Raw genomic sequence first — 11,482 nt, forward strand, 5'->3', positions numbered from 1 at the left:
GTTTGGCTCCTCAGTTACTGCTGCCCGCAGCACGCGGTCGTTGCAGGTCGTAGATGATGCCCGGATATTCGTCGGTGCGTGCTTTGAGGGCCGGCTTCGACACGCGCTCGGACGGGGTACGCGGGAAGTCGGCGACGAACTCGACGTAGCGCGGAACTTTGAAGCGTGCCAACTCGGTTCGCGCGCCCTCCATGATTCGTTCTGCGGTCGCGCGGCTTTCCCCAACGCCGGGTGCCAGCTGCACAAAGGCCTTGACCTCCTCGCCAAACAGCTCGTCAGGGACGCCGACCACCGCTGCGGCCACGACGGCGGCGTCGCGCTCCAGGACGCGTTCGACCTCAGCGCTTGCGATGTTCTCCCCGCCACGACGGACCATGTCCTTAATCCGGCCTACCAGGCGGTAGCCGTCCGCCTCACGGACCGCAACATCGCCTGTGTGCAGCCATCCATCGCGAAGGACCTTCGCGGTGTCTTCGCGTCGGTTCCAATAGCCGAGCATCATCGGCTTACCGGATGTGATCAGCTCGCCGGGCTCCCCCACCGCAACTTCCCGGCCGGATGGATCGACCACCCTGACCTGCTTCGTGGGTACAGGCTGTCCCAGCCGCCCACTGCCAACGTCACCCGTGCTTTCGGGGAGGCTAATCAGGTCAGTCCCGCTTTCGGTCATCCCGAAGATCTCCCGCCATGGCGCTCCCCAGCGCTCTTCGAGTTGCTCGTGCAGCGCAGCGGGAATTGCCGAGCACAGCACTAGGCGGAGGTCGTTGTCCAGGTCCTGCGGGCTCGGCATATGCTTGAACAGAAGCGTGGGCATAGAGCCGAGCACGTAGCAGAACGTGGCCCTGTGTCGGCGGACATCCGCCATGAAACTCGAGGCGGAGAATCGGGGCAGCACCACCAGCGGCGCGCCGATCGTGAGGCACAAGGAGGTGTTCCACTGCGGGTCCATGTACGAAAACGGCTGCGAAGTAAGTACCACGTCATCCCTTCCGAGATCCGCCGCACCCGCGCATATCCACCCCAGCCGAACCCAATAGTCGTGGGTGAGCATGCACGCCTTCGGGAATCCGGTGGTTCCCGACGTGTACTGGAGGTTGGCGAGTGTGTCCGCCGAGATGGCGGTCCCCGGACTGTCCGCCGGATACTTCGCGAGCTCGCTGCGCGACGCCGCTTCAACCATCCGGACATCACACAGATCGCCGTTAGCATCGAGCACCTCTTTAACAAGAGGGGCGTGACCGGGGTCAGTGACGATCACCCGAGCGCCGGAGTCACGAAGCACGAATTCCAGGTCTGCACGGCGATATGAAGAGTTCACCGGCACGGCGACACCTCCGGCTTTGAGTATCGCCAGCCAAGCGATCGGCCATTGCACAACATTGGGCAGCATGATCGCGACCCGGTCGCCGGGGCGGATCCTGTCCTCTGAGACAAAGCGCTGGGCCAGGCGCGAGGTCCAATCGTCCACTTCCGAGAAGGTCCACGATCCTTCCGGGAAGCGGAGAAACTCGCGGTTGGGGAAACCGGCGGCCTGGTATTCCAGCAGGCCGGGGAGGGTGTCGATGGATGGGTTCCTCGCCATGCGATCGAGGGCAACTCCGCGTTCCCGGTTAACTGATTCAACTTCGGTCATCTCGTCCTCTTCAAGGTGGCTTAGGCGGTGGTGGGGCGGGTTTCGTCAATGGACGTGCAAGCGGCGCAGACCCGTCTCGCAGCAGGAGCATGGTCTCCTGAAACGCCATGTGAAATGTGATGCCAGTCATGACGATATCGCTAGTTGGTCATCTGATCAAGACGTATGATCAAGAAGTATCACGCGCCCTCGGAGTCCGATCTGATAGCGTGGAAGACACTTGATCAGTCGTCCGTCTAGAATTCGACAGGAAGAATAAATGGCCCATATGCCTGCCGCTGAACGTCGCGCCGAACTTGTAGCTGCGGCCGTTCGAATGATCGCTGCCCACGGGGTGGAGGGCGCCACGACGCGCCGCATCGCGCAGGAGGCGAATGCTCCGCTAGCCACCCTGCACTACTGCTTCGCAGGCAAGGAAGTTCTGTTTGCGGCGGTTTTCGAGTACGTCTCAGGGCAGTACCGGGAGGTGCTGACGAGCAACGAGGTCGACGGCGACCTGGAGAGCACCGCGCGAACGCTTTTGCGTGGCCTGTTGGAGTGGTACCTGGCGAATCCCGACTTCGGTCCGGCAATCGTTGAGTTGATCAGCTGGGCTCAGCGTCAGGAGGGCAAGCAAGCTGAAATGGTGTACAACGACGCGTTCGGCACCATGCGGTCCATCCTCGAGGACGCCGCGAAAACTTCAGGACAGTCGATCAACGAAACGATCATTGACGAACTGACATACATCGTGTCCACATTGTCCGACGGATTCGCGCTCAACTGGCTGGTGTTTGCTGACAGGGCGGCAGCCGAGCGGCAAATCGAGCTCGCGCTCGGCGTACTCGACGCGTGGATGGCCACCAGTCTTGGCGCTTCCAGGCCTTCGAAGGTCTAGGCAAAAGGGGTTGTTCGGCCGGCCCCGGGAACTTCGGCGCCGACCGAACAAATCCTCGCGCAGGTCAGATGCGCCGCCTGCCCTCTGCGACGATCCAGCTCAAAGCCGGATCGTCACGCTCCATCCATTCGGGATGCCACTGAACACCCAGGACTGCAGCTCCGGGGAGCTCGACTGCTTCCACGACGCCGTCGGCCGCTCGGCCTGTGACTACCAAGCCGGTGCCGCAGCTATCGACCGCTTGGTGGTGCCACGAATTGGTCACAGCGCCTGCTCCGAACAGCCGCTCTGCGATGGAGCCGGGCTCGAATGTCACCTTGTGGTCGTCAGCACCGTCGGCAGGCGCCCGCGAACCCGACAGATGCTGAACGGAACTGGACGGCAGGTGGGCGATGAGAGTGCCGCCCAAAGCAACGTTCAGGATCTGCAGGCCCCGGCATACCCCCAGGATCGGGATACCCCTGGCCAGCGCAGCACGCACCAAGGCGATTTCGTACTGATCCCTGTCGGGATCGTGGACGGTTGGATCATCTCGCGGATCCACATCGCGGACCACGGACAGGTCGCCACCCCAGCAGGCCGGATGGACATCCTGTCCTCCGGTGATGACTACGGCCGCCAGCCAGTGGCAGAGTGCCTCAGGATCGGCGTCGTAGGGCAGGTTCACCGGAATCCCACCAGCTTTGGCGATCCGGTCCGAGAAGTCGGTCATGAAGGCATCAGCGAACAGATGGCCGTAGCGATTGTCCATTCCGTCGACCAGCCCCAAACGGAACCGACGGCCGGTGATGCCGATCATCGGGTGGATGGCGTCTGGCATGGATTTCCCTGCGCTCAAGGGAGTTCGAAGTAGCGCGCCGACTCCCATTCGGAAAGCTCTGCGAATGGATCGCCACCTGCCGTATGGAACTGCATCCACTCCCACCGCCGCGTACCTACCCAGTAGTCGACGAACTCGTCCCCGAGTTGTTCGCGCAGAATCGGATCCGCTTCAAGAGCAGTGGCCGCCTTGGTGACGGTATCCGGCAAACGCTCGAGGTCCGGTACGCACCACGCCATATCCGTGACCGGCTCGGGCGGCTCGATCGCGGCGTCGAGGCCGGCAATCACGCCAGCGAGAATGGCCGCAACCGCCAGATACAGGTTCGCATCGGCTCCGGGCACACGGTATTCCAGCCGCGAGTACGCCGGATGCCCGCATACGGCACGAACAGCGGTGGTCTTGTTGTTGATGCCCCAGGTCACCGTCGTCGGCGGACCGCTCAGGTCCACCAGTCGGCGGTACGAGGTGATCTGCGGGAGCATGATCGACGTCGCGCCCCGCATCGTCGCGAGGAGTCCACCGATAGCATGCCGCATCGTAGGCGAGGGCCCCTCTTCGGCGTAAAAGGCGTTGACGCCGTCGCGCTGCAACGACAGGTTGACGTGCGAGGCCTGGCCGTACCCCGCCGTCGGCTTGGCCATGAAGGTTACTGTGTGACCTAGTTCGAAGGCCACCTCGCGCATCACCTGCCGGGTACGGGCCCAATCGTCGCAGACCGAGAGGGGTTCACCGGGAGCCAGGTTGAGCTCGACTTGGCCAGCCGCGTCCTCGTCACTCCACGCCTCCCACTCGATACCGATCTCGTCGAGGCGACGGGCTACTGCCGACATGTAGTCAACCCAGTCCTTCGATTTCGCCAGGTGGTACGCGGTTCCGGCGGAACCGCCCAGCGGAGTGAGGTCGCGGTATCCCTTGATGCGGGCCTCGTGGATGGACTCTTGGAAAAGTGTCGCCTCTATCTCTACCGCCACAGTGGCCTTGAAGCCTCGACTATCGAGCCGATCGATCAGCTTGCGGGCCAGGTTACGAGGACATATCCCCACCGGTGTGCCGTCCGCTTGCCAGAAATCACCGATGACGGACTGCAGACCGGCCTCCCACTGCACCAGCGTCGCCATATCGGGGCGAAACTGCACATCGGCCAGGTGCCCACGCCACCCCGGATAGGCGAAACCGAATGTCGGGGCATTGCCCAGGTCGAGGCCGAAGAGGAGATCAGCGAACGCGAACCCCGAACCTGCGTTCGTCGTGAACTTCTTGGGCGAAAGGTTCTTTCCGAGGAACGAGCCCTCGTGATTGGTGGCCTCAAGCCGGACTGTATGGACGTCGTCACGGGTATTTGGAGTGGTAATAATTTCAGACATCGTAACGGACCTTCCAGGATGCTCCGACCATAACTGACAGCTGGGAGAGCGTGCCGCGCACGCCGATCAGACCGGTGGACAGGGCGGCGATCAGATCATCGGCGCCCGAGAAGATGCCGGCCAGCCCATCCGGGGAGCCGGCGATGACATACTGCGTCTCGCCCTCGCCGACCACCAGCTCGGACAGCCCATCGGGCCCATCCGAGACCGCGACGAGTACGTCCGGCATCCCCGGTATCAATCGCGTGGCGGCCCAGAACTCCTCGGCGGCAACCCGCCAGTCAGGCAGCGGCGGTGACAACAGTTCAAATGCCGTGGCGGTTAAGTGACGTTGACCTTCAACTACGGGCCCGCCAACCGGGGCGAACCGCCCATTCAGGTCTACCACCAGCGTTACATCGGGCTCGACGAATACACCGCTCGATACTGCTATGACCCCGTTGGAGATGCTGATTGTCGCGGCCTGGGGGGTGTCATGGGAGCGGACCGCAATGGTGCCTTCCACCCCCTCCACGAGGGAAGCTTCCCGGCTGGCGCGGATGGAATCGGTGATCGTGCGGCCAATCAGCCGGACGATCGGACTCGCGTCCTCCTCGATCCGAATGCAGACCCCGCCGACCACGTCGGCCTCGCGTGCAGCGTGGCCGATTGTCGTTTCGGTCATCCTTCTATCCTTTCGATTCAACGAGATCGACGCACGGCACAGCGTCAACGCCCGATCCCAGTGGAACATGAATTATGTAGTCAAATGACTTGATCATGTGACTATGATGATGAGGTACAGATCACTTCTTTGTCAATGACTGCGAGGTAACCGAGATGAACGACACCCCTCCCGCATGGTGGAACCTGCTCGACGACGAAGCGAAGTCCGCGGCCCGGATGATCAACCATGTTCTGCCGAAACCCATCCGTGAATTGGGGGCGAAGCAGGCCCGCGCGCTCCTGAACACGAGCCCCTGCACTGCGCCGATGACGCCGCTTGACCATGTTGAACAACTGAATGTCCCGACCCGGGCAGGCGCGATCCGGGCACGGCTATACGGGCCCGAGGGCGCTACAGATAGTCCAAGGCCCGCCTTGGTCTATCTGCATGGCGGAGGTTTCGTTCTTGGAACCATCGAGGGAGCAGACGAGCTGTGCCGCGCGATCGCCGTCGGATCCGGGTGGACGGTCGTGTCCCTCGACTATCGGCTCGCTCCGGAAAGTCCGTACCCCGCGGCACTGCAAGACTGCCTCGACGCCTACGCATGGCTGACCCTGACAGCAACGGAGCTCGGGATCGACGCCACACGAATCGCAGTCGGCGGAGACTCTGCTGGTGGCAATCTGGCAGCCGCCCTCTGCCTCCATCGACGCGACGAGGGCAGCCCGCTGCCAGTGGCGCAAGTGCTCGCCTACCCCGCCGTCGACGGGACGTTCGACACTCCATCCTGGACGGAATTTGCCGACGCACCGCTGCTAAGCACCGCGGACGCGCGCTGGTTTTGGAGTCAATACGTCGGCCCAGGGCACCGGGCGGACGACCACCTTGCGGCACCCATGCGTGCCGCATCGCTGCGAGGCCTTCCCCCGGCCATGATCCTGACTGCGGAGGTCGACCCGATCCGAAGTGACGCCGAGGCGTATGCGGCACGTCTGCAGCGCGAGGGCGTCCCCGCCTCACTGATCAGGTATCGCGGGGTTTTCCACGGCTTCCTCACGGAGACCGGCGCTTTCGCCCAGGCGAGGCGGGCCATCGAGGAGATCTGCCTGCACCTCCGGGGTCTCCAGCGGTGACAGCTCTGGACCCGCTGTTTTGTTCGAACTTGGGCCGCGCCATTGGACTCTGTAGGAATTTCCCATCAACTTGAGGAGCAACAGTGGACCTGCATTTGCAACCAGATTGGCAACGTGCCGTTGGGCAGCGCGTAGAAATCTGGAAGGACGGAAAATTTATCCGTAAAGGAACTGTCGACGCCGTCATGCCTGACGACTCCCTCTTATGGGTTTCATCGGAAGGAGCTTCTTCACGACGGATTTTTCTTAGATCCGATGGATACCGGGTATTCACGCATTTCCTTCCGGAATAATCCGGGATTGTCATCACCCTCATCCGCTGGCCGTTGTCGGCCATGAAATGGTCGGCAGTAACCACACAATCCGCGCTGTGAAGGCAAAAAGCAGCCTGAACAATTTGGGTCTGAGCGGCTAACGCGCCAGCAGGGTCTCCTCATCCAAGTAGCCGAGCTTGTCCGGGTTTCGCATGGCGAAGATCCTTGCGATCCTGCCGTCCTCCACCACCAGGCTGATGAGTGACGGACCACCTGCTTCGTCGTCGATCCGGATGCCGAGGCCGCCGTTGAGCCAGAGCAGAGCGATTTTCGGGTTGAGCGCGGCCTGAGGGAAGGACCGCAGCAGATTTGTCACCTTCTTCGCGCCAGACACCGGCACCCGAACCGCCTGGGCGAGGCCGCCGCCGTCGGCGATGAGTACGACGTCGGGGGCAAGCACGTCCATCAAGCCCTGCACGTCCCCGGTGGTGACCGCCACTAGAAACCGTTCGACGACTTCCTGCTGCTCGGTTCGGTCCACGCGCATGCGGGGCCGCCGGGCGGCCACATGAGAGCGCGCTCGGCTGACCAGCTGGCGCACGGCTGTCGCTGACTTGCCCACGGCCTCGGCAATCTCCTCGTAGGGCACGTCGAAAACCTCGCGCAAGACGAAGGCGGCCCGCTCCACAGGAGTGAGCGATTCGAGAACCGTGAGCATGGCAATCGAGACGCTTTCGGCCAGTTCCACGTCCTCGGCTACATCCGGCACGGTGAGCAGGGGCTCGGGCAGCCATTCCCCGACGTAATCCTCCCGCCGTCGTGACAGCGTGCGGAGGCGGTTGAGCGCCTGCCGGGTGACGGTGCGAACGAGGTAGGCCCGCGGGTCGCGGACGCCGGCGCGGACGTCGCGGCCCAGTTCGGCCCACCGGAGCCAGGCCTCCTGTACTACGTCCTCCGCATCCGCGCCGGAGCCGAGTATCTCGTAGGCGACAGTGAAGAACAGGCTGCGGTGGGCAACGAACGGATCCTGCCTGTCAGTGGCGCGGAGGTTGCTCATGCCGCTCAGGCTACTCCGTGGCCGCTGCGCGCTGCGAGCGGCTTCAGCTCACAGGAATCCGCGAAACCCTCGGATTCGATGCCGAGGGCCACGTTGCTGCGGGTCGTGAGGTTGGCGAAGCCGATGACGCTGGTCAGTTCGATCAGCGCTGGCGCGCCCAATTGCCCGAGCAACCGGGCCGACAGTCCGTCGGTCACCGAGACAGGCGTGGCACTCATGGCCTCGGCATACTCCAGGACATCCCGCTCGAGCGGCGTGAAGACGTCGGACTCGCGCCAGCACGGGATCTGCCGAGCCTTCTCCAGGTCCAGGCCGTAGTTGTTCGCCATGAAGTAGTTGTAGTCCAGGCACCAGGTGCAGCCGATGAACGAGGCCACGGCCATGTGAGCGTAGGACTTCAGCGATTCATCGCAGCTGTTCCACCTCTGCAGCTTCTGTCCGAAGCTCATGGATGCCTTGAGAACGGACTGGTTGTGCCACATGACGCCCAGCGATTCCGGGACTTTGCCGAACATCTTCGCGCTGAACTTCTTAATGAGTGCGCCGTAGAAACCGGTGATCTCTGCGGCCGGGATCCTGACGGTCATGACTCCTCCTACGGGTCGGTTCTGTGTCCTACGACATGAAGACACCGCTCGGGCCCGATCTGTGACACGTCCACTTCAGGCGAAGTGCCCGCTGGCTAGGGATTCTCCCCCGCACTCCCGCTTCGAACTGTCAACGTGCCGGACAGGTCCACGTCGCTCCCCGATCCCGTGGCACCGGCCTGTGACAGGAGCGTGGCTCCGAAGGCTGCGCTCCAAAACGTTCTGGTTTCCACAGGCACGGGACGTTGCACTTCCCAGTTCCGGTGCCTCATAAGACGGGCAAGATAGCGTTCAGACTGGCGGAAAAGCAGAGTCAGGTGCTGATCCACTACAGCGGCCAGCGCAGGCCGGGATGTTCCCACTGCCAGGGCGCGCACCACCAACGGCATGGACGGGAGCATCAGTACCGTGCGCGCCATGTTCCTTCGAAAAGACTCGGGGCTCCCTGCACCGTGGCCGATCGCCTCAACGCGTTCCGCATCGTGGAGCAATGCCAGGAAAGCTGCGTGGATGAAGAGCGAGTCTTTGGAACCGAAGTAGTAGGTCACTTGGTTGGGAAATACTTCGGCGTCGGCAGCGATCGCTGCCACGCTCACGTCACCTGAAGTGTTGGCCAGGTAAAGCTTCACCGCGCTATCCAGGATCCGGCCCCTGGTCGAGTGACCACGAGCTTGCGATGGACCCCCCGGAAGACGTTTCCCCTTGCGTTCTGTGACCATGCAAGAAATTGTACTTCATACAACTATCCGTATATCTTGTATGTCATACAAGAAAAGGAGTTGCCATGAAGGCACGGGATATCGCTGTGACAGGAATAGGCGCCACAACGCCTTTGGGAGGCACGGTCGACACGACCTGGGCCGCCCTCCTTGAGGGCTGTTCAGGCGTGCGGGATGTCGGGCCGGATATGTTGCAGGGCAGCGGGCTCCCCGTAACCATCGCCGCACCCATGGCCACCGACCCAGCCACCGGACTTGACGCCGTCGAAGCCAAAAGACTGGACCGGGTCCAGCAAGCCGCCCTGGTTGCCGCGGCAGAAGCCTGGGCAGATGCTGGTTCGCCCCAGGTTGACGGCACCCGACTGGCTGTGGCGGTAGGAACAGGCGTGGGCGGAATCGGCACGCTCCTCCGGGAGGACGACACCTTGGAAAACCGCGGCCAGCGCCGCGTCTCCCCACGGGCAGTACCGATGCTCATGGCCAACGGACCCGCCGCGGCTGTCAGCATCCGCTACGGCGCCAAGGCAGGTTCATACACTCCGGTCTCGGCGTGCTCCTCAGGCGCCGAAGCAATTGTCATGGCCGCACGATTAATCCGTTCCGGCGAAGCTGATGTAGTCATTGCCGGCGGCGCTGAAGCCGCGATAACGCCCTTCACCGTCGCCGCCTTCCTGCAAACGAGGGCCCTCTCAACACTTACAGCGGATCCCGCGTCTGCGTCGCGTCCCTTTGCCTCAGACCGCGACGGCTTCGTCCTGGGCGAAGGCGCTGGCATTTTGGTGCTGGAAAGTGCCGAGCACGCCACGGCCCGCGGTGCCACTGTCCATGCGGTCGTGCGTGGCGTCGGCATTGCCTCCGATGCTTTCCATATGACGGCACCGGCGGACGACGGCGAAGGCCAGGTCACCGCCATCACCAAAGCACTCAACGACGCCGGCATGAGCCCAGCGGAGGTGGGCCACGTCAACGCCCACGCGACGGGCACCACCGTGGGGGACCTGGCGGAAGCAAAAGCCATCAAGGCCATCTTCGGCGACACCATTCCGGTGACTGCACCCAAGGCCTCCCTGGGACATCTCTTCGGGGCCGCCGGCGCCGTCGAAGCCATCATCGCAATCCGAAGCGTCGCACAGGAAGTCATCGCTCCCACCCGCAATCTTCACCAGGGAAACGTGGACTCCGGGATCGGGCTGGACGTTGTCACCGAACAACGCCGCGGAACATCTCCCGCAGCGCTCTCCAACTCGTTCGGATTTGGCGGCCAGAATGTCAGCCTGATCTTCAGCAAGGGCTAAAGCTGTACCCGGTTCCTACTTTTCGGGGTCCCGCAGGAGGTCTTAGTGCTCGATGCAGTCACTTGACGGATACCCCGCGCACACGTGAGCGGTTCAAGATTTAAGGACACCGTTGGCTCGGTTGTGCCGGGTGCCTCCCGGGCGACAAGCGGTACCATTTCAAGAACTAAGGACGAATCATGGACCAGATTACCCTGGGCGATGTGAGCATTACCCGGGTCTGGGAATACTACGGACCCGTCGACATGACACCACAGGCATTCTTCCCGGAAAGCCCGCAGCACGCATGGGAGGACAACTCCTCGTGGTTGGTGCCGCACTTCCTGGACTCCGAGACGCAGATCGTCAATTCAGCGATCCAGACCTGGCTGCTGCGCAGCGGGGGAAAGAACATTCTCATCGACACGGGAGTCGGCAACCACAAGGAGCGGCCTTACGCGTCGGTCTGGAGCCACCTCAACACAGATTTCCTGAGTAACCTCGCCCGTGCGGGCGTTCGGGCCGAAGACGTGGACATCGTGGTGAACACGCACCTCCACATAGACCACGTCGGGTGGAACACGTACTTGGACGGCCGGACGTGGGTGCCGACCTTCCCCAACGCCACCTATCTGATGACAAAAACCGATTTCGACTTCTGGAACCCCGCCAACGGTTACAAACCGCTGCTCGGTCGGGGAAATCAGAATGTTTTCGAGGACAGCGTCGCGCCCGTACACGAAGCAGGCATGACGTTGCTGTGGGAGGACGGCTACACGATCGACGAGAACCTGCGCTTGGATCTTGCGCCGGGACACACTCCCGGGTCTTCAGTCCTCACGCTCAACTCCGGTTCTGACCGGGCGGTGTTCGTCGGCGACATGCTGCATAGTCCTGTACAGATCATGGAGCCGGACTCGAACAGCTGCTTCTGCGAGGACCCCGCCGGTGCCAGGGCCACACGCCGCAAAGTTCTCGGCTGGGCAGCCGATAACAATGCCTTGGTGGTTCCCGCACATTTGGGTGGTTCAGGCGCAGCCGAGGTGGTCCGGGACGGGAGCAAGTTCTCCATCAAGGGCTGGGCTCCGTTCGCACCTTACTCCCAAGGCTAAGAC

General features: G+C 62.7%; 11 protein-coding genes. 4 read left to right on the forward strand and 7 right to left on the reverse strand.

Going from position 1 to position 11,482, the window contains the following annotated elements; translation table 11 throughout:
• Positions 1-10 precede the first annotated feature (10 nt).
• The gene (locus AB4Z15_RS02170; protein WP_442015848.1) at positions 11-1,633 is read right to left on the reverse strand and encodes a class I adenylate-forming enzyme family protein; all 1,623 of its coding nucleotides are present in this window, start codon (positions 1,631-1,633) and stop codon (positions 11-13) included.
• Between the two features lie 259 nt (positions 1,634-1,892).
• Between AB4Z15_RS02170 and AB4Z15_RS02175 the strand changes: the two genes are divergently transcribed.
• A complete protein-coding gene (locus tag AB4Z15_RS02175) occupies positions 1,893-2,510 on the forward strand; it encodes a TetR/AcrR family transcriptional regulator (RefSeq protein ID WP_442015849.1) in 618 nt (205 codons plus the stop codon).
• A 64-nt stretch (positions 2,511-2,574) separates the two neighbouring features.
• On the opposite strand, the gene AB4Z15_RS02180 is transcribed toward AB4Z15_RS02175, so the two are convergent.
• From AB4Z15_RS02180 to AB4Z15_RS02190, 3 genes are read right to left on the reverse strand one after another with little or no spacing between them, the layout of a single operon-like run.
• Complete coding sequence (locus AB4Z15_RS02180) at positions 2,575-3,330, reverse strand: gamma-glutamyl-gamma-aminobutyrate hydrolase family protein (RefSeq protein ID WP_442015850.1); 756 nt, start codon at positions 3,328-3,330, stop codon at positions 2,575-2,577.
• Between the two features lie 14 nt (positions 3,331-3,344).
• Complete coding sequence (locus tag AB4Z15_RS02185) at positions 3,345-4,697, reverse strand: glutamine synthetase family protein (protein WP_442015851.1); 1,353 nt, start codon at positions 4,695-4,697, stop codon at positions 3,345-3,347.
• The gene (locus tag AB4Z15_RS02190; RefSeq protein WP_442015852.1) at positions 4,690-5,361 is read right to left on the reverse strand and encodes a hypothetical protein; all 672 of its coding nucleotides are present in this window, start codon (positions 5,359-5,361) and stop codon (positions 4,690-4,692) included. Before AB4Z15_RS02190 ends, AB4Z15_RS02185 begins: the two co-directional genes overlap by 8 nt.
• 155 nt (positions 5,362-5,516) lie before the next feature.
• Between AB4Z15_RS02190 and AB4Z15_RS02195 the strand changes: the two genes are divergently transcribed.
• Entirely contained in the window at positions 5,517-6,476 is a 960-nt protein-coding gene (locus AB4Z15_RS02195; protein WP_442015853.1) for an alpha/beta hydrolase, read from the forward strand.
• A 411-nt stretch (positions 6,477-6,887) separates the two neighbouring features.
• Here AB4Z15_RS02195 and AB4Z15_RS02200 read toward each other — a convergent pair whose 3' ends face one another.
• From AB4Z15_RS02200 to AB4Z15_RS02210, 3 genes are all read right to left on the reverse strand, one after another.
• Complete coding sequence (locus tag AB4Z15_RS02200) at positions 6,888-7,787, reverse strand: RNA polymerase sigma-70 factor (RefSeq protein ID WP_442015854.1); 900 nt, start codon at positions 7,785-7,787, stop codon at positions 6,888-6,890.
• A gap of 5 nt (positions 7,788-7,792) precedes the next feature.
• Positions 7,793-8,374: a carboxymuconolactone decarboxylase family protein gene (locus tag AB4Z15_RS02205; protein ID WP_442015855.1), complete on the reverse strand. Its 582-nt coding sequence runs from the start codon at positions 8,372-8,374 to the stop codon at positions 7,793-7,795.
• Positions 8,375-8,469: 95 nt separating this feature from the next.
• Complete coding sequence (locus AB4Z15_RS02210; protein ID WP_442015856.1) at positions 8,470-9,003, reverse strand: TetR/AcrR family transcriptional regulator C-terminal domain-containing protein; 534 nt, start codon at positions 9,001-9,003, stop codon at positions 8,470-8,472.
• 155 nt (positions 9,004-9,158) lie between these two features.
• On the opposite strand from AB4Z15_RS02210, the gene AB4Z15_RS02215 reads away from it, so the two are divergent.
• Complete coding sequence (locus AB4Z15_RS02215) at positions 9,159-10,388, forward strand: beta-ketoacyl-[acyl-carrier-protein] synthase family protein (protein WP_442015857.1); 1,230 nt, start codon at positions 9,159-9,161, stop codon at positions 10,386-10,388.
• Positions 10,389-10,567: 179 nt separating this feature from the next.
• Positions 10,568-11,479, forward strand: a complete 912-nt coding sequence (locus AB4Z15_RS02220) for an MBL fold metallo-hydrolase (protein WP_442015858.1) — start codon at positions 10,568-10,570, stop codon at positions 11,477-11,479.
• Positions 11,480-11,482: the final 3 nt, after the last annotated feature.

Source organism: Paenarthrobacter sp. 2TAF44, from assembly GCF_052114885.1.
GTDB lineage: Bacteria > Actinomycetota > Actinomycetes > Actinomycetales > Micrococcaceae > Arthrobacter.